General features: G+C 66.6%; 20 protein-coding genes, 1 tRNA gene and 1 pseudogene. 5 read left to right on the top strand and 17 right to left on the bottom strand.

Annotated features, from left to right (window positions below; translation table 11 throughout):
* Positions 1-13: 13 nt before the first annotated feature.
* From prmC to fadD1, 4 genes are all read right to left on the bottom strand, one after another.
* Positions 14-859 carry a peptide chain release factor N(5)-glutamine methyltransferase gene (prmC, locus tag ACNQR1_RS12935; RefSeq protein WP_418046541.1) on the bottom strand — a complete coding sequence of 282 codons (846 nt, stop codon included), beginning with the start codon at positions 857-859 and terminating at the stop codon, positions 14-16.
* Positions 856-1932: a peptide chain release factor 1 gene (gene prfA / locus ACNQR1_RS12930; RefSeq protein WP_418046539.1), complete on the bottom strand. Its 1077-nt coding sequence runs from the start codon at positions 1930-1932 to the stop codon at positions 856-858. The genes prmC and prfA overlap by 4 nt, the downstream gene beginning before the upstream one ends.
* 102 nt (positions 1933-2034) lie before the next feature.
* Positions 2035-2274 carry a 50S ribosomal protein L31 gene (rpmE, locus tag ACNQR1_RS12925; protein WP_036448410.1) on the bottom strand — a complete coding sequence of 80 codons (240 nt, stop codon included), beginning with the start codon at positions 2272-2274 and terminating at the stop codon, positions 2035-2037.
* 136 nt (positions 2275-2410) lie between these two features.
* Positions 2411-3964 carry a fatty-acid--CoA ligase FadD1 gene (fadD1, locus tag ACNQR1_RS12920; RefSeq protein WP_418046537.1) on the bottom strand — a complete coding sequence of 518 codons (1554 nt, stop codon included), beginning with the start codon at positions 3962-3964 and terminating at the stop codon, positions 2411-2413.
* Positions 3965-4050: 86 nt separating this feature from the next.
* On the opposite strand from fadD1, the gene ACNQR1_RS12915 reads away from it, so the two are divergent.
* A complete protein-coding gene (locus ACNQR1_RS12915) occupies positions 4051-4686 on the top strand; it encodes a TetR/AcrR family transcriptional regulator (RefSeq protein WP_418046535.1) in 636 nt (211 codons plus the stop codon).
* Here ACNQR1_RS12915 and ACNQR1_RS12910 read toward each other — a convergent pair.
* The 8 genes and pseudogenes from ACNQR1_RS12910 to argS form a co-directional block, all read right to left on the bottom strand.
* Positions 4656-5249, bottom strand: coding sequence for a PadR family transcriptional regulator (locus ACNQR1_RS12910; RefSeq protein WP_418046533.1), 594 nt, complete (start codon positions 5247-5249; stop codon positions 4656-4658). The genes ACNQR1_RS12915 and ACNQR1_RS12910 overlap by 31 nt on opposite strands.
* 10 nt (positions 5250-5259) lie before the next feature.
* The gene (locus ACNQR1_RS12905; RefSeq protein WP_418046531.1) at positions 5260-5970 is read right to left on the bottom strand and encodes a VOC family protein; all 711 of its coding nucleotides are present in this window, start codon (positions 5968-5970) and stop codon (positions 5260-5262) included.
* A gap of 101 nt (positions 5971-6071) precedes the next feature.
* A complete protein-coding gene (gene rho / locus ACNQR1_RS12900) occupies positions 6072-8090 on the bottom strand; it encodes a transcription termination factor Rho (protein WP_418046529.1) in 2019 nt (672 codons plus the stop codon).
* Positions 8091-8400: 310 nt separating this feature from the next.
* Positions 8401-9348, bottom strand: a complete 948-nt coding sequence (gene thrB / locus ACNQR1_RS12895) for a homoserine kinase (RefSeq protein WP_418046527.1) — start codon at positions 9346-9348, stop codon at positions 8401-8403.
* A gap of 5 nt (positions 9349-9353) precedes the next feature.
* Positions 9354-10454, bottom strand: a complete 1101-nt coding sequence (gene thrC / locus ACNQR1_RS12890; RefSeq protein WP_418046525.1) for a threonine synthase — start codon at positions 10452-10454, stop codon at positions 9354-9356.
* A pseudogene (locus ACNQR1_RS12885) lies at positions 10451-11769 on the bottom strand (homoserine dehydrogenase). Before ACNQR1_RS12885 ends, thrC begins: the two are co-directional and overlap by 4 nt.
* Complete coding sequence (lysA, locus tag ACNQR1_RS12880) at positions 11766-13130, bottom strand: diaminopimelate decarboxylase (RefSeq protein ID WP_418050354.1); 1365 nt, start codon at positions 13128-13130, stop codon at positions 11766-11768. The pseudogene ACNQR1_RS12885 and the gene lysA overlap by 4 nt, the downstream one beginning before the upstream one ends.
* 56 nt (positions 13131-13186) lie before the next feature.
* Positions 13187-14836 carry an arginine--tRNA ligase gene (argS, locus tag ACNQR1_RS12875; protein WP_418046523.1) on the bottom strand — a complete coding sequence of 550 codons (1650 nt, stop codon included), beginning with the start codon at positions 14834-14836 and terminating at the stop codon, positions 13187-13189.
* A gap of 105 nt (positions 14837-14941) precedes the next feature.
* Between argS and ACNQR1_RS12870 the strand changes: the two genes are divergently transcribed.
* A tRNA-Arg gene (locus ACNQR1_RS12870) sits at positions 14942-15014 on the top strand.
* Positions 15015-15047: 33 nt separating this feature from the next.
* Here the strand turns inward: ACNQR1_RS12870 and ACNQR1_RS12865 are convergent.
* Complete coding sequence (locus tag ACNQR1_RS12865) at positions 15048-15461, bottom strand: YybH family protein (RefSeq protein ID WP_418046521.1); 414 nt, start codon at positions 15459-15461, stop codon at positions 15048-15050.
* 51 nt (positions 15462-15512) lie between these two features.
* Here ACNQR1_RS12865 and ACNQR1_RS12860 point away from each other — a divergent pair, with 51 nt between their 5' ends.
* From ACNQR1_RS12860 to ACNQR1_RS12850, 3 genes are all read left to right on the top strand, one after another.
* Positions 15513-16670, top strand: coding sequence for an acyl-CoA dehydrogenase family protein (locus tag ACNQR1_RS12860; protein WP_418046519.1), 1158 nt, complete (start codon positions 15513-15515; stop codon positions 16668-16670).
* An 8-nt stretch (positions 16671-16678) separates the two neighbouring features.
* Positions 16679-17350: a GntR family transcriptional regulator gene (locus ACNQR1_RS12855; RefSeq protein WP_418046517.1), complete on the top strand. Its 672-nt coding sequence runs from the start codon at positions 16679-16681 to the stop codon at positions 17348-17350.
* A 135-nt stretch (positions 17351-17485) separates the two neighbouring features.
* Entirely contained in the window at positions 17486-17830 is a 345-nt protein-coding gene (locus ACNQR1_RS12850) for a hypothetical protein (protein ID WP_418046515.1), read from the top strand.
* Between the two features lie 61 nt (positions 17831-17891).
* Here ACNQR1_RS12850 and ACNQR1_RS12845 read toward each other — a convergent pair whose 3' ends face one another.
* Genes ACNQR1_RS12845 through ACNQR1_RS12830 form a run of 4 tightly spaced genes read right to left on the bottom strand, consistent with a single transcriptional unit; the run spans position 17892 to position 21912 of the window.
* Positions 17892-18635 (bottom strand): ABC transporter ATP-binding protein, encoded by a 744-nt coding sequence (locus ACNQR1_RS12845; RefSeq protein ID WP_418046513.1) that lies wholly within the window; start codon positions 18633-18635, stop codon positions 17892-17894.
* A complete protein-coding gene (locus ACNQR1_RS12840) occupies positions 18611-19492 on the bottom strand; it encodes an ABC transporter permease (protein ID WP_418046511.1) in 882 nt (293 codons plus the stop codon). Before ACNQR1_RS12840 ends, ACNQR1_RS12845 begins: the two co-directional genes overlap by 25 nt.
* Positions 19489-20544: an ABC transporter substrate-binding protein gene (locus tag ACNQR1_RS12835; protein ID WP_418046509.1), complete on the bottom strand. Its 1056-nt coding sequence runs from the start codon at positions 20542-20544 to the stop codon at positions 19489-19491. Before ACNQR1_RS12835 ends, ACNQR1_RS12840 begins: the two co-directional genes overlap by 4 nt.
* Before the next feature lie 12 nt (positions 20545-20556).
* A complete protein-coding gene (locus tag ACNQR1_RS12830) occupies positions 20557-21912 on the bottom strand; it encodes an LLM class flavin-dependent oxidoreductase (protein WP_418046507.1) in 1356 nt (451 codons plus the stop codon).
* Between the last annotated feature and the right edge of the window lie 25 nt (positions 21913-21937).

Here is a 21937-nt window from a genome sequence, read left to right as displayed (position 1 = left end):
TGCGCGCATCAACTCAGCTTCTCCCAATCCGGGCCGCCGTGACAAAGCGGGGTCGTCCGGCGAGGTCACGGCGCGCGGTGACCTCGCCGAAGTGCCCGTCGTCGGCGAAAGCATCGACGACCAGCTCGGAGGTGGTGTCGTCGTGCTCGACACCGCAGGGCGCGCCTGCGCGCAGCCAGCGCGCGGCCAGCGCGACGATCGGCCGGATCACCGACATGCCGTCGGCGCCACCGAACAGCGCCTGTGCGGGATCGTGTTCGGCGACTTCGGGTTCCAGGACCGCGGCCTCGGGGATGTAGGGCGGGTTGGACACCAGCAGGTCCACCCGGTCATCGAGGTCGGGCAGCAGGCCGGGGGCGGTGACATCGGCGTCGATGATCTCCACACGCGTTCCTGCCGCGTTGCTGCGCGCGAATTCCAGGGCAGCGGGCGAGTTCTCCAGTGCCAGCACCCGGGCATCGGGCCACTGCGCGGCCAGCGCCAGAGCCAGAGCGCCCGAGCCTGTGCAGAGGTCCACGATCAGGGGGTTGGACGGAAGTCGTTGCTTGCAAGCCCACTCGAGCAGCGCCTCGGTCTCCGGCCGGGGAATGAACACACCGGGGCCGACCGAGAGTGTCAACGCACCGAACGGCGCGGTGCCGGTCAGGTGCTGCAGGGGAATCCGCCGGGACCGGGCGGCGACGAGTTCGTCATAGGCCCGTTCGAACCCGTCACCGGGGTCATCGAGGAACATCAGCCGACTGCGGTCGACGCCCGCGGCGTGGGCAGCCAGCAATTCGGCGTCGATGCGCGGGGAGGCCACGCCGGCGGCGGCCAGACGTGCCGTTGCGGCCTCGATCGCCTGCCGCACCGGGGTCATGACTGCTGCTGCAGCCGGGCCTGTTTGTCGGCGGCGCCCAGCGCGTCGAGCAGTGCGTCCATGTCCCCGTCCAGCACCTGGTCGAGATTGTGCGCCTTGAAGTTGATGCGGTGATCCGCGATCCGGTTCTCGGGAAAGTTGTATGTGCGGATCCGCTCGCTGCGATCGACCGTGCGGATCTGGCTGGCGCGATCGGCCGATGCGTCAGCCGACGCCTGTTCCTCCGCCAGAGCCTGCAGGCGGGCGGCGAGCACCACCATGGCGCGGGCCTTGTTCTGCAACTGCGAGCGTTCGTTCTGGCAGGTCACGACGATGCCCGTGGGCAGGTGGGTGATGCGCACCGCCGAGTCGGTGGTGTTCACGCCCTGGCCGCCCTTGCCCGAGGACCGGTACACGTCGATGCGCAGATCCGATTCGTCGATCTGTACCTGCTCGACGTCTTCCGGCTCGGGGTAGACCAGGACCCCGGCTGCGGAGGTGTGTACGCGACCCTGCGATTCGGTGACGGGCACCCGCTGCACGCGGTGGACGCCACCCTCGAACTTCATCCGCGACCACACCCCGTCGGCAGAGTCACCCTTGCTCGCGATGGTGATGGTGGCGTCCTTGTAGCCGCCCAGATCCGACCACGTCTCGTCGAGCACGGTGACCGTCCAGCCGCGCCGCTCGGCGTACCGGATGTACATGCGGGCCAGGTCGGCGGCGAACAGTGCCGACTCCTCCCCGCCTTCCCCGGACTTGACCTCCAGCACGATGTCATCGGCGTCGTGCGGGTCGCGGGGTGCCAGCTGATCGGTCAGCTGGGCGTCGAGTTCGGCGACCTTGGCGGTCAGCTCCTCCACCTCGGCGGCGAAGCTGGCGTCGTCGGCGGCGAGTTCGCGGGCGGCTTCCAGGTCACCACGAGCGGCCTCGAGCTTGCGGTAGGTACCCACGACGGGTGAGACCTGGGCGAAGCGGCGGCCCACCTTGCGGGCGGCGGAAGCGTCGGCGTGCAGGCTGGGGTCGGCGAGCTGGCGCTCCAGGTCGGCATGCTCAGCTAGCAGCGCCTCGATCGCAGGTGCGGTATCGGTCACGTCAGCCACATCCTTTCCACCTGTGCCGCCAACTCGTTCCTGGAAACGAGAACAGCGCCCAGATCTGACGCATATGCGACAGATCGGGCGCCGTTGACGTAGCTACTTGTCGGCTGCAGCCGTCTCGCCGGCAGGCTTGCGCTTGCCGTACCGCTTCTCGAAGCGGGCCACGCGGCCGCCGCTGTCGAGGATCTTCTGCTTGCCGGTGTAGAACGGGTGGCACTGCGAGCAGACCTCGACCACGATCTGGCCGCTCTGCTTGGTGCTACGGGTCTGGAAGGTATTGCCGCAACCACAGTGCACCGTGGTCTCGACATACTCAGGGTGAATGCCTGTTTTCATGGGTTCCTCTTCAATCGTTGGCCCGGGTCGCCCGAAATTCAGATGGACGTGAACCGGGACCGAGGGTCGGCGGTCCATTATGCCAGGTCAACCGCCAACCTCCTAAACGCGGCATGACCGGGGCCTATTCCCTGCGTCAGATTTGCGTGTAGACCGTTCCGTCGCGCTTCCACAGCACCCGGCCTGCCGGATCGGCTCCGAGGGCGACCAGTTCACGCTTGAGGATCTTGTTGGTCGCGGTGCTGGGCAGATCCTCGGCGATCCAGACGTAGCGGGGCCACGATTTCGGGGACAGATCCTGCTGCTGCGCCAGGAATGCGCCGAACTCGCCGGACGTGAGCGCCTGGCCGTCGCGCAACACGATGGCGGCCATCACCTGGTCGCCCACGAACTCGTCGGGCACCGGGTAGACCGCCACCCGGCTGATCACCGGCTGCCGCAACAGGATTCGTTCGATGGGAGCCGCGGTGATGTTCTCCCCGTCCACCCTCATCCAGTCCGCGGTACGCCCGGCCAGGTAGATCCAGCCGTCGGCGTCGCGGTAGGCCAGGTCGCCCGACCAGTACATGCCGTGCCGCAGTCGTTCATCGGTGGCGCCCTGATCGTTGTGGTAGCCGCGGAACATCCCGCTGCCGTTGGTGTTGACCAGCTCGCCGGTGGCGGCATCGCCGTTGACCAGGGCCCCGGTGCCGTCGAATTGTGCGACCTCGCACTCGGTGACGGTCTCGGGGTCGTAGATCGCCACGCCGGGGAATCCCTGGCCGACGCTGCCTGCGGGGGTGCCCTCGGAGCGGGTGATGATGATGGCCAGTTCCGTGGAACCGAAGCCGTCCCACACGCTGCACCCGAACCGGCGGCTGAATTCGTCGATGTCGCGGTCGGCCGCTTCGTTGCCGAAGGCCACGCGCAGCGTGTTGTCGTGATCGTCGGGTTGCTCGGCGGTGGCCAGGATGTAGGCCAGCGGCTTGCCGACGTAGTTCATGTACGTCGCGCCGTAGCGACGGACGTCCGGCAGGAAGCCGGACGCGGAGAACTGTGCCGGTGCCATGGCTGCGCCCGAACTGAGCGCTACGCCCCACCCCGCGTACACCCCGTTCGAGTGGAACAGCGGCATGGCCAGGTAGCAGGTGTCCGCCTCGGTGAGGTCGTAACGCTGCACCAGGGCCGCAGCCGAGAACAGCACGATGGAATGGGCGACCTCGACGGCCTTGGGCTCGCCGCTGGTGCCCGACGTGAAGATCATCATGAAGGTGTCGTCGGGCCCGACTTCGCGGTGCGGAGTGAGTTCCTGCGGCGACCAGGCAGTATCCGACACGTCGATGACGGTGACGCCCGGCAGGTCGGCGCCGTCGAGCAGTTGGCGATGCTGGTCGTCGACCAGGACGACCTGACATTCGACCCGGGCGATATCCCGGGCCAGCGCATCGCCGCGACGGGTGTTGTTGATGCCGCACAGCACGTAGCCGCCGAGCGCCGCGGCGGCCAGCGCGGTCAGCATGTCGGGGGTGTTGCCCAGGAGCGTGCCGACATGCAGTGGACGCCCCGGATCGGCCATCGCGATCAACGTGGCCGCCTGAGCCTTCGCGTCTGCGATGTGCTCGCGCCAGGTCCAGGTACGGTCGCCGTACTTGACGGCGACCGTGTCGCCCCCTTCGCGCTCGCGGAGCAACTGCTGCAGCGTTTCGGCCATCCGATGATTCCCCAAGGATTAGTGAACAGATTTAGAAAACTGTCTACCATGGTTGTGGCGCGAGGAGATACACCCTTGGCAGAATCATGTACCTAACACCGTCAGAAGACCAGGAGAAGCCACAGTTGACCAGCACCACGGCACCCCGCAGCGTGCGAGATCGACTGATAGACGCTGCCGAGGAATGCCTGCGGACCAAGGGCATTCGCGCGACCACGGTCTCGGAGGTGGCCGAGGCCGCCGGGGTGTCCCGCGGGTGGCTCTACCGGCACTTTCCCGACAAGGTGACGCTGCTGGGCGCGGTGATCGTCCGGCTCAACGACACGTTCTGGTCAGAGGCCCAGGCCATGCTCGAGCAGATCGACGGCCTGGATCGCCAGATCGCCTGGGGCGTCGGCAACGGTCTGCGGGCGTATGACGATCCCGGCGCGGTGTTGATGAAACTCCGTACCGACGAACCCGAGGAGTTCGCCGCGTGCGCGGGTGCCGGTGTGCAGGGCATGATCCCCGACCTGGCCGAATTCTGGTCTCCGTATCTGGCCGCGGCTCGCGACCGCGGCGAGGTCCGCGCCGACATCGACATCTCCGAGGCATCGGAATGGGTTGCGCGCGTGTTGATCTCGCTGGCGACCGTTCCGGGGAACACGTTGGATCCCAGCGACGGAGACGCGGTGCTCGCGCAGGTTCGACGCTATCTGATGCCCGGGCTGCGTCCGAGCTGACCCGGACCGTCAGGCTGTCCGGAGTCGTCGAACACGAAGTCGTCGAGCCGATCCAGCAGTTCACGCACCCAGGCTGACTGCGAACGGAAAACACCCCGCCACAAGTCCAGCAGGTGTTGGGCGTGCGGCGGAGCGTTGGGATCGGGCCACTGCGGTTTCATCGCATCGAGGTCGATGTCGATGGTCTCGGTGGTGTGCAGTCGCTCGACCAACAACGCACGCACCCGGTCCTTGGGCAGACTGCGCATGAGGGCGATCCCGGCACCGAACTCCTCGATGTCCGGGCTCACCAGCGCCGTTTGAAGGAGCCTGAAGAACTCGGTGTCGCCGGACGCGGTGATGCGGTAGACGACTCGGGCGGGGCCGCGGGGACTCGACTCTGAGCGGACCGCCCGGAGCTTGTCCTCACGCTCAAGTTGCTTGACGGCGTGATAGATGGACGGCGGCTTGATCGCCGTCCAGGTGTCCACCCGCCAGGACATCAGTTCTCGGTGGACGGCATAGCCGTGCGCCTCGGTATGCGCCCGCACCACACCGAGCACCAACAGGCGCACCGTCGACATTTATGTCACCTCAACTCATCCACTGTTCGATCTGCGCCAACGCGGTGAGTTCGGCTGCCAGTTGCCCACTTTCGTCGACGGTGAGCATCATGGCCGCCAGCTCGGCACGCGACGCATCGGCTTGGACCTGGTCCCCGAGCGCCACCGCGAGCTCAGCCCGGTCGGCCAGCGCCCGCGCCAGTTCGAGCCGCGGCGCACTGTCACGGTACCGGCGCAGGGCGGTGTCGAGCGCCCGCGCCGCCAATGCGTCGTCATCCTTGAAATCCCGGAAGATCCGCACGTTGTCATGCGCCTTGGCCAATCCGGACAGCTGCTTGGACCCTCCGTACTCGATGTCGGGTTCATCGAAGTCAATGACGACGAAACTGTTCCCGGACGGGTCGTAGACGCGAAATCGCGTCTGTCCCGGTCGCAACCGGGTGAGCCTCGGCAGTCCGGTCGCCGGCACCCGGCCACGGCGCCGACGCAACTCGTCGACGAAGCGGGCGTGCAGCGGCGCCACGTCATCGACCCATACGAGGAAGTTGCCGATGTGGTTCGTATCGGACTCAGCCGCACCGGCCCCGCTGAAGTGCACCTCTATTGCATCGAGCGTCAGCGACAGATACAGGTAGGGACGGTCTTGACGCTCCGTCAGCGTGAATCCCAGCGATTCGTAGAAGTCCACGGTGGCATCGGCATCAGAACAGGTCAGAACAGGGACGGTTTTAGCGGTGGCCATTCTGCCCACGCTACTCAACGTTGACTAGTGAGCTGGACCGAATACACATAAGGCCCCCGCCAAATGGCGAGGGCCTCACGTGTGGGGTCGATCGATTGTGCTTAGTCGACGTCCATCGAGCCAGGAGCGGTCTTGGAGACCTGCACCAGGAACTCGTAGTTGTTCTTCGTCTTGCGCAGCTGGCTCATCAGCAGGTCGATGGCCTGGTGGCTGTCGAGACCCGAGAGCACACGGCGCAGCTTGTGCACGATGGCGAACTCGTCGGGGCTGAGCAGCAGCTCGTCCTTGCGGGTGCCCGACGGGTTGACGTCGACCGCGGGGAACACCCGGCGCTCGGCGATCTTGCGGTCCAGCTTGAGCTCGGCGTTACCGGTGCCCTTGAACTCCTCGAAGATCACGGTGTCACCGGTGGAGCCGGTCTCGACCATCGCCGTGGCGATGATGGTCAGCGAGCCGCCGTGCTCGATGTTGCGGGCCGCGCCGAGGAACCGCTTCGGCGGGTACAGCGCGGTGGAGTCCACACCACCGGACAGGATGCGGCCCGAGGCCGGAGACGCGTTGTTGTACGCGCGGCCCAGCCGGGTGATCGAGTCCAGCAGCACGACGACGTCCTTGCCCTGCTCGACCAGGCGCTTGGCCCGCTCGATGGCCAGCTCGGCGGCCTGGGTGTGGTCTGACGGCGGACGGTCGAAGGTCGAGGCGATGACCTCACCCTTCACCGAACGCTGCATGTCGGTGACCTCTTCCGGACGCTCGTCGACGAGCACCACCATCAGGTGGCATTCCGGGTTGTTCTTGGTGATCGCGTTGGCGATGTCCTGCATGATCGTGGTCTTACCGGCCTTCGGCGGCGACACGATCAGGGCACGCTGTCCCTTACCGATCGGCATGATCAGGTCGATGACGCGGGTGGTCAGCCGTTCGGGCGTGGTCTCCAGGCGCAGCCGCTGGTTCGGGTACAGCGGGGTCAGCTTGGTGAAATCGGGCCGGTTCTTGGCCGCTTCGACCGGACCGCCGTTGACACTGTCCAGGCGCACCAGCGGGTTGAACTTCTGCCGCGGATTGTTGCCGCCGCTCTCACCACCCTCGCGAGGCACCCGGACCGCACCGGTGACCGCGTCGCCGCGGCGCAGACCGTTCTTGCGCACCATGTTCATCGACACGTAGACGTCGTTCGGCCCGGCCAGGTAGCCCGAGGTGCGGACGAAGGCGTAGTTGTCGAGGACGTCGAGGATGCCGGCGACCGGCTGGACGACGTCGTCCTCACGCAGCTCGGTCTCGTTACCGCCCTCGGCGCCACGCTCTCCGCGGCGGCGACGGTCACGGTCACGGAACCGGCGGCCGCGGCGGCCCTGGCGTCCATCGCCATCGCCGTCGTCGTCGTTGTTGCCCGACGAGTTACCGCCGCGGTTCTGCTGGTTGTCCTGCTGATCGGACTGGTCGCGGCCCTGACCCTTGTCCTGCTTCTGGTCGCGGTCCTGCTTCTGGTCGCGCTTGTCGTCCTGCTTGTTGTCGGCCTTGTTCTCGCCTTCGGACTGCTCGCGCTTCTCGCGTCGTTCCTGACGCTCACGCTTGTCCTGCTTGGCAGGCTTTTCCTGCTGCTCGGCGGCGGGCTCCTTGGTGTCGGCCTCGGCTGCGGCTTCCGCCTTCGTCTCGCCCTTCACGGCCTCGTTGCCCGCGTCGTCCTGAGCGGCGTCGGCGACCGGGGCGCCGGCCTGGCGCGAGGAACCCCGGCGCTCACGGCGACGGGCCGCAGGCTGCTCAGCGGCCTCGGCGCCGGCGTCCGGCTGGGCGTCGGCGGGAGCGTTCTTGGGGGCCTCAGTGGCTCCGTTGGAGTCGCCACGATGGGCGCGAATAGCTGCGATCAATTCACTCTTACGCAAACCGGACGCGCCTTCAACACCGATTTCCTTGGCCAGCGCACGCAGCTCAGGCAGCACCATGGTCGACAGCGACGCAGGTCGGGCGCTCGAAGCGCGCCGCGCGGTGTCCGATCCGGGCGCAGAGGCAGCAGCCGGCGCCGCGGTGTCAGCGGTCGCAGTGCTTTCAGATGTCACGGCGTTCGGTAAATCCCCAGCGCCATTGGCGCTGTCAGCCGTGAAGAGGTCCGTATCTGTCACGGATTTCCTTTCTTTCCCTCGCTCATCAGGTCGTGCGAGGGTTCCCCAAAGGTCGATGCGCGTTCAGCTGAACCGCTGAGCGCGTAGCTCACACCGTCGCCTGCGCAACGGCGATCGCCAGGATTCGCCGAGATGGCGAACCGTCAGTCCACGAGTAGAACACAAGAAGATTGGGTGGTCGTCCTGGTGTCGACGCAGGCAGAGACCCTGCGAGTGCTGGACGAGAGCGAGAATAACTCGCTTTGGTGAAGTAATCAAGCAACGTCAGCGCTGGGCGTGTGGTGCTTGTCTCTTCTTGTGTCGCTCATCATCAGTTCCTGGCGGCCACACCCGACGTCCAGCGGACGCCCGATCCGACCGTCATCTCCCTGACGGTGAACCCATTGGCAGTGCCGTAATCCACGGCCTCATCAGGCAATCCCACCGCCGAACTCATTCCCAGAACCGTAGGACCGGCCCCGGACAGCACTGCTGCCACTCCACAACGCCGCAGGAGTTGCAGGTATTCCGCGGAGGCCGGCATCGAGGCGGCGCGTTGTGGCTGATGCAACACGTCCTGCGTGGCGGCCATCAGCAGATCCGGACGCTCGCTCAACGCCACGACGAGCAGGGCTGCGCGGCTGAGATTGAATCGCGCATCGGCGTGACTGACCTGCTCGGGCAGCACGGCGCGGGTCTCCGCGGTGGACGACCGCTGCTGCGGAACCGCGGGAAACAGCCGGACGTCCGGGTGAACCCGAATCGGCGCCGCGCGGTAGCGCGGCCTCCCGTCGTCATCGGTCTCGGTCCACGAGACCACTGCCCCGCCCAGCACCGCCGCCGCGGCGTTGTCCGGATGACCCTCGAACTCACTTGACAGCTGAATCAGCTGCTCTTCGCTCATCGGATCCGAACCAGCCTGCGCCACAAGGCCATTGACCACAGCCAGCCCTCCGACGACCGCGGCGGCCGACGATCCGAGACCGCGCGAGTGCGGAATCTCGTTGCGGCAGCGCACGATCAGCCCGGCAGCACGATGGCCGGTGGCCTGCAGCCCCGCCTCGATGGCCCGCACCACGAGATGCGTCGCATCGAGCGGCACCTGGCCTGCACCCTCACCCTCGATCTCCAGCTGAAGGCCGGATTCGGTTGTCTCGACGATGATCTCGTCGTACAGGCTCAGCGCCAAGCCCAGGCTGTCGAAGCCCGGGCCGAGGTTGGCGCTGGATGCCGCGACGACAGCAGTGGCCGTGAGTCCGGCGGGAAGGGTGTTGTTCACCAGGCTCAGACCAGTCCGAGCTTGGCGACGACGGCTACCGGGTCGACCGGCACCGCGGTGACGGTGGGCATGTCCTTGAGTGCGGTGTCGGGATCCTTGAGGCCGTTGCCGGTGACTGTGCAGACCACCGTCGAGCCACGCTTGACCCAGCCGTCCTCGATCGACTTGAGCAGACCTGCCACGCTGGCCGCCGAAGCGGGCTCGACGAACACGCCTTCGCTGCGGGCGACCAGGCGGTACGCCGCCAGGATCTCCTCGTCGGTGGCCGCGAGGAACCGGCCCTTGGACTGCTGCTGGGCCTCGACGGCTCCGGACCACGAGGCCGGCGAACCGATCCGGATGGCGGTGGCGATGGTCTCGGGCTCCTTGACCGGCTCACCCAGCACCAGCGGGGCAGCCCCGGCGGCCTGGGTCCCGAGCATGCGCGGAAGCCGGTCCGACAGACCGTCGCGGTGGTACTCGGTGTAACCCTTCCAGTACGCGGTGATGTTGCCTGCGTTGCCCACCGGCAGCGAGTGCACGTCGGGGGCTGCGCCCAGGGCGTCGACGATCTCGAACGCGGCGGTCTTCTGTCCCTCGATGCGGTACGGGTTGACAGAGTTCACCAGGGCGATGGTCGGAAAGTCCGCGGTGATCTTGCGGGCCAGTTCCAGGCAGTCGTCGAAGTTGCCGTCGACCTGAATGATCTTGGCGCCGTACATGACGGCCTGCGCCAGCTTGCCCATCGCGATCTTGCCCTGCGGGATCAGCACCGCACAGGTGATGCCCGCCTGGGCGGCGTAGGCCGCCGCCGACGCCGAGGTGTTGCCGGTGGAGGCGCAGAGCACGGCCTGCTGCCCGCGGGCCAGCGACTCGGTGACCGCCACGGTCATGCCGCGGTCCTTGAAGGATCCGGTCGGGTTGAGCCCCTCGACCTTGAGATGCACCGTGCAGCCGGTGAGTTCGCTCAGGCGCTTGGCGTGGATGAGTGGTGTGCCGCCTTCGAGCAAGGTGATCGGCGTCCAGTTGTCGCCGACCGGCAGCCGATCGCGGTAGGCCTCGATCAATCCCGGCCAGGGCCGGTGCACCGGCCCTGCGCTGGTCTTTCCTTGCGTCCCGGGGTTCATGCGTTCGTTCCTTCCATACGCAGCACGCTGTTGATGGTCTGCACCACGTCGAGATCGGCGAGCGCCTCAACGGTTTCCGAGAGTGCGGCATCGGTGGCCTGGTGGGTGACCACCACGATGCGCGCACCGCACGGCTGTCCGTCCTCGTCGACCATGCCCTCCTGGCGGACCTCGGCGATGCTGACCTCACGCTTGGCGAATTCGGCTGCCACGGCGGACAACACGCCGGGCCGATCCGAGACGTTCATGTTCACGTAGTAGCGGGTGGGGATGAAGCCGATCGGGGCGATCGGGAGCTTCGCGTACTTGGATTCACGCGGGCCACGGCCACCCTGGACCCGGTTGCGCGCGGCCATCACGACATCGCCCATCACGGCCGACGCGGTCGGTGCTCCCCGGCCCCCTGGCCGTAGAACATCAGCCGACCGGCCGCCTCGGCTTCGACCACCACGGCATTGAAGGCACCGTTGACGGCGGCCAGCGGGTGCGTCAACGGCACCAGTGCGGGGTAGACGCGCGCCGAAACCCGCTGTTTGCCTTCGTCACTGGTCAGCCGCTCGCAGATGGCCAGCAGTTTGATGGTGCAACCCAGTGCACGGGCCGACTCGAAGTCGGCCGCGCTCACCTTCGTGATGCCTTCGCGGTAGACGTCGTCGGCGGTCACCCTGGTGTGGAAGGCGATCGAAGCCAGGATCGCCGCCTTGGCCGCGGCGTCATAGCCCTCGACATCGGCGGTGGGATCGGCCTCGGCGTAGCCGAGCGCACTAGCGTCGGCCAGGGCCGAGTTGTAATCGGCTCCGGTGCTGTCCATCTCGGACAGGATGTAGTTGGTGGTGCCGTTGACGATGCCGGCCACCCGCAGCACGGTGTCACCGGCCAGCGACTGGGTGAGCGGACGGATGACGGGAATGGCACCGGCCACTGCGGCCTCGAAATACAGGTCGACGCGCGCCTTTTCGGCGGCCTGCGCCAGTTCACCGGTGGACTGCGCCATCAGCGCCTTGTTGGCGGTGACCACCGACTTGCCCTGCTCGAGCGCGGCCAGGATGGCCTTGCGGGCCGGCTTCACCGGGCCCATCAGCTCCACCACGATGTCGACGTCGTCGCGCGACACCAGTTCGACGATGTCGTCGGTGAGCAGCTCCTTGGGCACTCCACGGTCACCGGAGACCTTGCGCACGCCGATGCCCCGGACCTCGAGCGGCGCGCCGATGCGGGCCGCGAGGTCGGTGGCGCTCTCGTTGATGATGCGCACCACTTCGCTGCCGACGTTGCCCAGCCCCAGTACCGCTACGCCGATGGGCTTCTCACTCATTGACCACTCACCTCCAGGCTCAAAAGATCCTCGACAGTCTCCCGGCGGAGCACCAACCGCGTCTTACCGTCCTTCACCGCCACCACGGCAGGTCGGCACAGCAGGTTGTACCGGCTCGACATCGAGTAGCAGTAGGCGCCGGTCGCGGCGACTGCCAGCAGATCACCCGGCGCGATGTCATCGGAGACCCAGGTGTCGCGGACCACGATGTCACCGGTCTCGCAGTGCTTTCCGACGATGCGTGCCAGGGCCGCGGACGCGCCGCTGACCCGGGACACCAGGCGCGCGTCGTACTCGGCGTCGTACAGCGCGGGGCGGATGTTGTCGCTCATCCCGCCGTCGACACTCACGTAGCGCCGCTGTGCGGTGGCACTGACCGCGACGTCCTTGACCGTGCCGACCTCGTAAAGGGTGATCGTGCCCGGCCCCGCGATGGCCCGGCCCGGCTCCACCACGAGCTTCGGCGTCGGCAGACCGACGGCCTCGGACTCGCTGCGCACGATGGCCAGCAGCTTGTCGGCCAGCTCCTTCATCGGCGGCGGGTCATCTTGCGGCACATAGGAAATACCCAGACCGCCGCCGAGGTCGATGATCGACATCTGCGACGTCTTCTCGACACCGAATTCGGAAACGACGTCCCGCAGCAGGCCGATCACCCGGTGGGCGGCCAGTTCGAAGCCGGCCACGTCGAAGATCTGGCTGCCGACATGGCAGTGCAGACCGACCAGGCGCAGGTTGTCGGTGGCGAACACCTTGCGCACCCCGTCCATCGCCGCACCGCTGGCCAGCGACAGGCCGAACTTCTGGTCCTCGTGCGCGGTCGAGATGAACTCGTGGGTGTGCGCCTCCACGCCAGGGGTCACCCGGACCAGCACGTCCTGGACGATGCCCGCCGCTCCGGCGACTTCGTCCAGGCGCTCGATCTCGATCAGCGAATCGACCACCACATGGCCGACCCCGGCCTTGACGGCGGTGGTCAGCTCGGTGACAGATTTGTTGTTGCCGTGCAACGTGATCCGTTCCGGCGGGAAGTCCGCGTGCAACGCGACGGCGAGCTCTCCCCCGGTGGCGACGTCGAGCGAGAGACCTTCCTGGTTGACCCAGCGCGCAATCTCGCTGCACAGGAACGCCTTGGCCGCGTAGTGCACGTGATCGCCACCGCCGAAGGCCGCGGCGATCTCGCGGCAGCGCGATCGGAAGTCGTCCTCGTCGATCACGAACAGCGGGGTGCCGTACTCGGCCGCCAGCTCGGTGACCGGCACTCCCGCGATCGACACGACGCCGTCGGCGCCGCGAACCAGGTTGCGCGGCCACACATTCGGCGCCAGCAGCAGGATCTCGTCGGGAGACTGAGGCTTCACTGGTGCGCCGGCGTGGTGGATCTCATCGGCATGCCGGGGCCCGGCGGGGTGCGCGTTCACATCCGCTCCGGGGCGCTGACACCGAGGATGGCCAGCCCGTTGGCGATCACCTGGCGGGTGGCCTCGCACAGCGCCAACCGCGCGGAGTTCAGCTCCCCTGGGCTTTCATCGCCCTGCGGCAGCACGCGGCAGGCGTCGTAGAACCGGTGGTAGTCGCCGGCCAGGTCTTCCAGGTACCGGCATACCCGGTGCGGCTCACGCAGCGCGGCAGCGGCCTTGAGCACCCGGGGGAACTCACCCAGGTTGCGGATCAGGATGCCCTCTTTCTCGTGGGACAGCAGATCCAGGTGCGCGGTATCGGCGGTGACGCCGAGGTCGGCCGCGTTGCGGGCCAGCGCCGACAGCCGGGCGTGCGCGTATTGCACGTAGTAGACCGGGTTTTCGCTCGACGCGCTGGACCACAGCGCCAGGTCGATGTCGATCGAGGTGTCCACCGAGGAGCGGATGAGTGAGTACCGGGCGGCGTCGACGCCGATGGCCTCCACCAGGTCGTCGAGCGTGATGACGGTGCCGGCACGCTTGCTCATCCGGACCGGCTGGCCGTCACGGACCAGGTTGACCATCTGGCCGATCAGCACCTCGACGGTGTCCGGGTTGTCGCCGAGCGCCGCGGCGGCGGCCTTCAGGCGGGCGATGTACCCGTGGTGGTCGGCACCGAGCATGTAGATGCACAGGTCGAATCCGCGCTGGCGCTTGTCCAGGTAGTAGGCGAGGTCACCGGCGATGTAGGCCGCGTTGCCGTCGCTCTTGATGACGACGCGGTCCTTGTCGTCGCCGAATTCTGTGGTGCGCAACCAGGTTGCGCCGTCCTTCTCGTAGATGTTGCCGGTCTCGCGCAGCTTGGCGATGGCCTGGTCGACGCGGCCGGAGGTGTGCATCGAGTCTTCGTGGGTGTACACGTCGAAGTCGGTACCGAACTCGTGCAGCGATTCCTTGATATGGGTGAACATCAGGTCCACACCGATCGCGCGGAAGGTTTCCTGTTGCTCGTCGGCGGGCAGGCTCATCACATCGGGCCGCTTGGCCAGCACGGACGCGGCGATGTCGTTGATGTAGGTACCGGCGTAGCCGTCCTCCGGCGCCGGCTCCCCCTTGGCGGCAGCCACCAATGAGCGGGCGAACCGGTCGATCTGGGCGCCGTGGTCGTTGAAGTAGTACTCCCGGGTGACGTCGGCGCCCTGCGTGGTCAGCAGCCGGCCCAGCGCGTCGCCGACCGCGGCCCAGCGGGTGCCGCCGATGTGGATCGGTCCGGTCGGGTTGGCCGAGACGAACTCCAGGTTGACCTTCTCGGCCAGTTCGGTGGAGTTGCCGTACGCCGCGCCCGCGTCGAGCACGTTGGTGACGATGACACCCTGCGCGGAGGCCTCGATGCGCAGGTTGACGAAGCCGGGTCCGGCGACCTCGGCGGCGGCGATGCCGTCGGCCGCAGCCAGCGCGGTGGCCAGCCAGCCGGCCAGCTCGCGCGGATTGACCCCGACCTTCTTACCGAGCTGCAGCGCGAGGTTGGTCGCGTAATCGCCGTGCTCAAGGTTGCGCGGACGCTCGACCGTGACGGTGTCGGGCAACGCGGCGGTGTCCAGGTCGTGTTCGGTCAGCACTGCGGCGGCAGTAGCCTTGAGCAGCTCTGCAAGGTCGGCGGGGGTCACGAGGGTCCATCCTATGGTCTGGGGTCCCCGCGCCCCGAATCCGTATTCGCTCTTCCATGCGCTACGCTATGCAAGCCCAATCGGCGCAGCTGATCTTCAGCCCGCGCCCCCGTAGCTCAGGGGATAGAGCGTCTGCCTCCGGAGCAGAAGGCCGCAGGTTCGAATCCTGCCGGGGGCACTCTTCAAAATTCACTCTACCTGCGTAAACGGGTCACTCGGATGTGTTGATTCCCTTCGCCCAGGCCCACGCGGTCAGCCGCCACTCGGCGTCGGTTTCGCGTAGCGCGATAGTGAAAACCGCCTCGGTCTGGGTCACCTTCTGACCTTTGAGGTCGAACGTCATCGTCGCCGGGACGACGACATATCCGGATTCCCCGGTGACGTTCACGTGCCGCGGCTCGTCGAGGGTGATGTGGTAGTCCGTCGCGCCGAGGTGCTCTCCCTCCGCGAGGACGTCGCGCCACCAGTCCTGGGTGGCGGTCAGTCCCTGCCAGACATGCGGCGCCATCCCGTCGAGAATCTGCATCGGATCGGCGCAGGTTGCCGACATCGTGTCGACATCGCCCCGGTTCAAGGCGTCGACGTATCGGCGGACCGCCGCCATCGGGTCATTCGACTCAGGCATACTCAAACTCTATAGAATATTTTCTATAGAGTTTGAGGAAAGGTTGCTGCAGTGATCACCTTGTCCGCCGAAGAGCAGGCCATCGTCAGTACCGTCCGCGACTTCGTCGACAAGCAGGTGCGGCCCGTGGTCCGCGAACTCGAGCACGCCAACACCTATCCCGAAGATCTCATCGAGGCGATGAAGGAAATGGGGATCTTCGGGCTCGCGATCCCGGAACCCTACGGCTTCGCCGCGGTTTCGATGCCGTGCTACGCACAGGTCACCGAGGAACTCGCGCGCGGCTGGATGAGCCTGGCCGGCGCAATGGGTGGGCACACCGTGGTCTCCAAGCTCCTGTTGCAGTTCGGTACCGAGGAGCAGAAGCAGAAATACCTCCCCCGGATGGCCACCGGCGAACTCCGCGCGACGATGGCGCTCACCGAACCCGGCGGCGGTTCCGACCTGCAGGCGATGCGCACGGTCGCAACCAAGAATGCGTCCGGCTATCTGATCAACGGGTCGAAGACCTGGATCAGCAACGCCCGCATGGCCGGGCTCGTCGCCCTGTTGTGCAAGACCGATCCGGCCGCGACCCCAGCGCACAAGGGGGTCTCGATCCTGTTGGTCGAGAAAGTCCCAGGCTTCACGGTGTCCAAAGACCTGCCGAAGCTGGGATACAAGGGTGTCGAGAGCTGTGAGATCAATTTCGATGACTGCCAAGTGGATTCGGATGCACTGCTGGGCGGTGTCGAAGGGCGTGGCTTCGCGCAGATGATGAAGGGACTCGAGGTCGGCCGGATCCAGGTCGCCGCCCGGGCAACCGGCGTGGCCCGGGCCGCCTTCGATGACGCACTGCAGTACGCACAGGACCGGGAGAGCTTCGGGGTGCCGATCTGGCAGCACCAGTCGGTCGGCAACATGCTCGCCGACATGGGCACCAAGCTCTACGCAGCCCGCAGCCTCCTGCTCGATGCGGCCGAGCGGATCGACGTCGGCGGACGCTGCGACATGGAGGCCGGCATGGCCAAGTTGTTCGCCTCCGAGACGGCGATGGAGATCGCGCTGAACGCGGTGCGGATCCACGGCGGCTACGGATACTCCACCGAGTACGACGTCGAGCGCTACTTCCGCGACGCGCCACTGATGATCGTGGGTGAGGGCACCAACGAGATCCAGCGCGGCGTGATCGCCAAGCAGTTGGTCAAACGCGGCGGACTCGACATCTGAGGCGTGCCATGACAGGAAACTCCAAGAGACGCACACCGATGCGGCTGTCCGACGTCGCCTCGGCCCACGTGCGCGAACTCATCGTCTCAGGGCAGCTGCATTCCGGAGAGTTCATCCGACCGGAGACGGTCGCCGACGAACTCGGGATCAGCGCCACCCCGGCGCGCGAAGGCCTGCTCCAACTCCAGACCGAGGGCTTTCTGTCCGTGGAACCTCGGCGCGGTTTCATGGTGACCGCGCTGTCCAGCGACGACATCCGCGACATCTATGACGCCCAGGCACTGTTGGGTGGTGAGCTCACTGCCCGCGCCGCTGCGACGATCACACCTGCGGCCGTCGATGAACTCGAACGTATCCAGGACGCGCTCGAACGCGCCGCTGCTGCCGACGATTTCGACGAAGAGGAGCGTCTCAACCATCAGTTCCACGCCCTGATCTACCAACTGAGCGGGTCACGCAAGATGCGCTGGCTGATCAAGACCACGCTGGCGTACGCACCCCGCAAGTTCTTCGCCGCCGTGGAAGGGTGGCCCGACGCCTCGGCCCAGGATCACCGCGCGGTCATCGAGCACCTGCGAACCAATGATCCCGAGAAAGCCCGTGCCGCGATGGCCCGGCACATCCGCAATGCCGGCGCGCTGCTTGCCGAGCACCTGGCGCATGGCGACGCCTCCGACTGACCGCCACTTCACCTGGCCGTGCGATTTTGGCAAACGAATGTCAGATCCACACCCGCGGAAAAAAGCCTTCAGCAAACTGTGCCAAAGGTATACAGTTGCTCCAACGTTTCGGCATCCATCAGGGGGGACAACAGCATGCAGAAGTTCGTCGCAGCGGCGGTGGCCGCCGGAGCCTTGAGCGCCGGACTCGCGCTCGCCGCGCCGGCCGCAGCGGCACCGAACTGCTCGGACATCGTCGACAAGATCAACAGCGAGGACGGCTACACGCCGACCAGCGGTGAGAAGTGGTCGTGCGCCACCGAGATTCAGGCGAACAAGTGGGCTACCTTCCCGGGCAGCATCACCGGCAAGTGGGGCAGCTTCCCCGCCGATACCGCTGACAAGTGGGCCAATGCGCCCGGTGAGGTCGCCAAGAAGTGGAACGATTTCCCCAAGAACCTGAAGGACAAGTGGACCGGAGGCGGTGACGAAGCGGAGTAACCCTCCGAACACCGCCTCACATCAGTGGTGATCCGTTTACAGCGGGTCACCACTGATCTGTTTACCGGCTCCCTTCGTCTCCCACGCCGAGCGCGGCCAGCAGCGCCTCGCGATGCGCGACGAACTCCGGGTTGCGGTAGGTGCGAGCCCCCGGCGTCTGAAAATCCAGGTGACGATCGACGACGAACGATCCGCCGTCGAGGACGAGGACCCGGTCGGCCAGGGTGACGGCCTCGTCGACGTCGTGGGTCACCAGCAGCACCCCGGGCTCGTACTTCGCGCAGAGCTCCTTGAGCAGGTGGTGCATCCGAACCCGGGTGAGGGCGTCGAGCGCGCCGAAGGGTTCGTCGGCCAGCAGCAGCGCGGGGTCACGCACCAGTGACCGGGCCAGCGCCACCCGTTGTTGTTCACCGCCGGAAAGCTCGTACGGCCAGGCCTGTTCGCGTCCGGCCAGGCCGACGTCGGCGAGCACGGTGCTCGCGCGTTGCTTGACCTCGCGGCCGGACAAACCGAGCGCGACGTTGTCGAGCACCCGCGCCCACGGCAGCAGCCGGGAGTCCTGGAACACGACCGACACGTCACGCGCGACGAACAGGTCCCCATCGCCGGCCACCCCGTGGTCCAGCCCGGCCAGAGCACGCAGCAGTGTGCTCTTACCGGAGCCGCTGCGTCCCAGCAGGGCCACGAACTCGCCCTTGCGGATGGTGAGGTCCACCGAATCGAGAATCTTTGTGCCGCTGAATGATCGACTCAAGTTCCGGACCACGGCGACTTCCTCGGTCAGGTTCCCAGTGCGCGCCGCCACGACAGGGCTCTCCTCTCGACAGCCCGGACCGCGTAGTCGCCGGTGAGACCGAACACCGCGTAGACCAACAAGCCGACCACCACGACGTCGAGCTGGCCGTACAGCCGGGCCTGGGTCATCAGGTAGCCGATGCCGCTGGTCGCATTGACCTGCTCGACAACCACCAGCGCAGTCCACGAGATGGTGACCGCGAGCCGCAGCCCGGTGAAGAAACCGGGCAGCGCACCGGGAATGGCCACCTTGCGGATGAACTGACTCCGGGAAAGGCCAACGGTTTCAGCAAGTTCCACGTGGCGTAGGTCGACGCCCTTGAGCTGTGCGGTGGTGTTGATGTAGACGGGAATCAGCACGCTGGTGGCGATGATGATGATCTTCATGGTGTCGCCGATGCCGAACCAGATGATCGCCAGCGGAATGATGGCGAGGGTCGGCACCGCACGCTTGACCTGGATCGGCCCGTCGACGATGGCCTCGCCGATCCGGCTGAGCCCCGAGATCAACGCGAGCACCAGCCCCAGTGCCACGCCGATGGCCAGAGAGATCGACGCCAGCTTGAGTGAGGCGAGGATGTTCGTGGGCAACCGGCCGTCCGACCACATCTCGCCGATCGTGTGCACGATGTCCAGCGGGTGCGGCAGGGTACGTGGATCGAGGATGCCCAGTTGTGAGGTGACGATCCAAATCGCCACCAGCAGAAGCGGTCCGATGGCCAACGACGCCGGGATGGCGCGTCCGGGCCCCAGCCTGCGGCGGCGTTCACTTCCCGACCGGTGCTCCAGGTTCGGATAATCCTGACGTCCGGCGGCTCCCGCTCCCGCCGTCACCTTCGAAGCGGGCGCCGTCTGGACGGTGGTCACTGCTTGCCCGTGGACGTCGCGTCGAGGTCGGCGAACCGGGAATCGAATTCGTCCTTGGCGTGCAGCTCTTTCCCGGAGAACGCTCCTGCCTGCTGAAGTAGGTCGATGGTCTCCTGCTGGGTGTTGATCAGCTCATCGGTGAATCCCGGCACCGAGGACTTTCCGTCGGCCGCGGCGATGGCCTTGGCGTCCTCGGGGCTGACCTTCTGGTCCTTGATCAGGTACTCGTCGATCCAGGTCTGCTTGTTGTCGTTGAGCCACTGTTCGGCGCGGTACCAGGCGATCACGAATTCGCGGATGGCGGCCGCACGAGCCGGGTCGGACAGTGCCTCCCGGCTGGCGTAGACGTAGTACAGGCCGGGATAGGCGCCTGGGGCGTTGGGGATTTCGATGCTCCCCTCCCCCTGCGTGGAAGCGAGATAGCGAACGCGGTCCGGTTGCTTGAGCACCGCGGCGTTGACCTGCTCGGCCCGCAAGCCGTCGGCAAACTCGGCCAGACCCAGATTGATCGGCTGAACGTCCTTGATGGTCAGTCCGACGGACTTCAGGTTGCGCAGCACGACCGCCTGTTGCGCGGTGCCCTCGTTGATCGCGATCTTCTTGCCTGCCAGGTCTTTCAGCGAGGTGATACCCGAGCCCGGTGAGGTGGCCAGCACCAGTCCGTTCCCGTCGTACTTCACGGCCCCGACGATGGGCACCCCGGCGTCCGAATACTGCGCGAGGATCGGCGGGACATCGCCGACCCGGCCCAGTTGCGCATTGCCCGACCGGATCGCCTCCAGGCGCAGCGGTCCGCTGCTGAAGTTGGCGTAGGTCACGTCGGCGCTCAGCCGGTCCTGCTCACCGGAGAGTTTGAACAATGTCTTGAGCCGGTTCGCGTCGTCGGCGACCACGAGGCTGGTCCCCTTCGGGACCGCCACCGGAATCGGTGCGTCGGAGGACAGTCCGCCGCCTTGGGTCCCGGATCCCGGCGACTGGCAACCGGCCACCAGGCCCGCGACCAGGCCGGCAGCCACGATCATCCGGGTCAAGCGGGTCAACGGATTACGCATATCGGGTTCCTGTCAGCTCGCGGCCGACACGGGAGCGTCCGCGCCGGTGGTGAAACGGTTGGCCGGGCGGTCCAAACCGAGATGGTCACGGAGGGTGGTGCCGGTGTATTCCGCACGGAAGATGCCGCGGCGCTGCAACTCTGGGACGACGTGGTCGACGAACTCGGTCAGTGAGGACGGCAGTGCAGGCGGGATGAGGTTGAAACCATCGGCGGCGCCGGTGGTGAACCATTCCTCGATGGTGTCGGCGACCTGGTCGGGTGTGCCCGCGAACAACCGATGTCCCCGACCGCTGCTGAGCCGCAGCAAAAGCTCACGGACAGTGAGGCTGTCGGTCTCGACCAACCGCTTCACCAGGGCGAGCCGGCTCTTGATGAACGTGTCGCCCGGATCCTCGGCCGGGAAGCTCAGTTTCCGGTCGAGATCGTCCTTGGTGACCGCGAATCCGACGATGGCACTCAGCTGTTCGAGCCCGTAGTCGGGCACGGTGAGTTCTTCGAACTCCCGTTGCCGTTCGCGCGCCTCCGCTTCGGTGCCACCGATGATCGTCGACAGGCCGGGGAGAATGTGCACCTGGTCCGGGTTGCGACCAAAACGCCGGATACGGGCCTTGACGTCGCGGTAGAAGTCGCGGGCCTCGTCCAATGTGGGCTGCGCGGTGAAGATGGCCTCGGCATACCTGGCCGCGAGATCCTTACCGGGCTCGGACGACCCGGCCTGGAACAGCACCGGGTGGCCCTGCGGGGAGCGTGGCACCTCCAGCGGCCCGGCCACGTCGAAATGCGGACCGGAGTGGTTGACCGCGTGGATCTTGGCCGGATCCACGAACCGTGGCGCGACCTTGTCACCGACGATGGCATCGTCTTCCCAGCTGTCCCACAACTTGAGCGCGACCTGCAGGAATTCGTCGGCGCGCTGGTACCGAGCCACCGGGTCCGGGTGGTTCGGCACCCCGAAGTTGGCCGCGGCCGAGGCATTGGCCGTCGTCACCACGTTCCAGCCGGCCCGGCCCCGGCTCACGTGGTCGAGTGTGGCGAACCGCCGCGCCAGACCGTACGGGTCGTTGTAGGTGGTGGATGCCGTCGCGATCAGACCGACGCTGCTGGTCGCCCCGGCCAGCGCCGCGACCAGGGTGATCGGGTCGAGGGCGTCGAACGGACGAAACTCGGTCTGGTCCTTGAGCACCGGATGGTCGGCGAAGAACACCGCGTCGAGCTTGCCGCGCTCGGCTATGCGGGCCAGTTCGATGTAGTGGGCGATATCGGTGATGCCCGACAGATCGGTTTCGGGAAGGCGCCACGCCGCTTCGTGCTGGCCGATGTTGCGCAGGAATGCGTTGAGGTGCAACTGCCTTGCAGGCGCAGCCATGGCGACGAGCTCCTTTGGTCGGTGA

This window comes from Mycobacterium sp. 48b (assembly GCF_048282725.1).
GTDB lineage: Bacteria > Actinomycetota > Actinomycetes > Mycobacteriales > Mycobacteriaceae > Mycobacterium.
Note: the sequence above shows the minus strand (reverse complement) of the source record. Positions and strands in the feature narration are given on the sequence as shown.

What these genes read in the sequence shown, in the direction of transcription:
- prmC (WP_418046541.1), bottom strand. Translation starts at nt 859, where the DNA reads ATGACCCCGGTGCGGCAGGCGATCGAGGCCGCAACGGCACGTCTGGCC.
- rpmE (WP_036448410.1), bottom strand. Translation starts at nt 2,274, where the DNA reads ATGAAAACAGGCATTCACCCTGAGTATGTCGAGACCACGGTGCACTGT.
- fadD1 (WP_418046537.1), bottom strand. Translation starts at nt 3,964, where the DNA reads ATGGCCGAAACGCTGCAGCAGTTGCTCCGCGAGCGCGAAGGGGGCGAC.
- ACNQR1_RS12915 (WP_418046535.1), top strand. Translation starts at nt 4,051, where the DNA reads ATGTACCTAACACCGTCAGAAGACCAGGAGAAGCCACAGTTGACCAGC.
- ACNQR1_RS12910 (WP_418046533.1), bottom strand. Translation starts at nt 5,249, where the DNA reads ATGTCGACGGTGCGCCTGTTGGTGCTCGGTGTGGTGCGGGCGCATACC.
- ACNQR1_RS12905 (WP_418046531.1), bottom strand. Translation starts at nt 5,970, where the DNA reads ATGGCCACCGCTAAAACCGTCCCTGTTCTGACCTGTTCTGATGCCGAT.
- thrC (WP_418046525.1), bottom strand. Translation starts at nt 10,454, where the DNA reads ATGAACCCCGGGACGCAAGGAAAGACCAGCGCAGGGCCGGTGCACCGG.
- ACNQR1_RS12865 (WP_418046521.1), bottom strand. Translation starts at nt 15,461, where the DNA reads ATGCCTGAGTCGAATGACCCGATGGCGGCGGTCCGCCGATACGTCGAC.
- ACNQR1_RS12855 (WP_418046517.1), top strand. Translation starts at nt 16,679, where the DNA reads ATGACAGGAAACTCCAAGAGACGCACACCGATGCGGCTGTCCGACGTC.
- ACNQR1_RS12850 (WP_418046515.1), top strand. Translation starts at nt 17,486, where the DNA reads ATGCAGAAGTTCGTCGCAGCGGCGGTGGCCGCCGGAGCCTTGAGCGCC.
- ACNQR1_RS12835 (WP_418046509.1), bottom strand. Translation starts at nt 20,544, where the DNA reads ATGCGTAATCCGTTGACCCGCTTGACCCGGATGATCGTGGCTGCCGGC.
- ACNQR1_RS12830 (WP_418046507.1), bottom strand. Translation starts at nt 21,912, where the DNA reads ATGGCTGCGCCTGCAAGGCAGTTGCACCTCAACGCATTCCTGCGCAAC.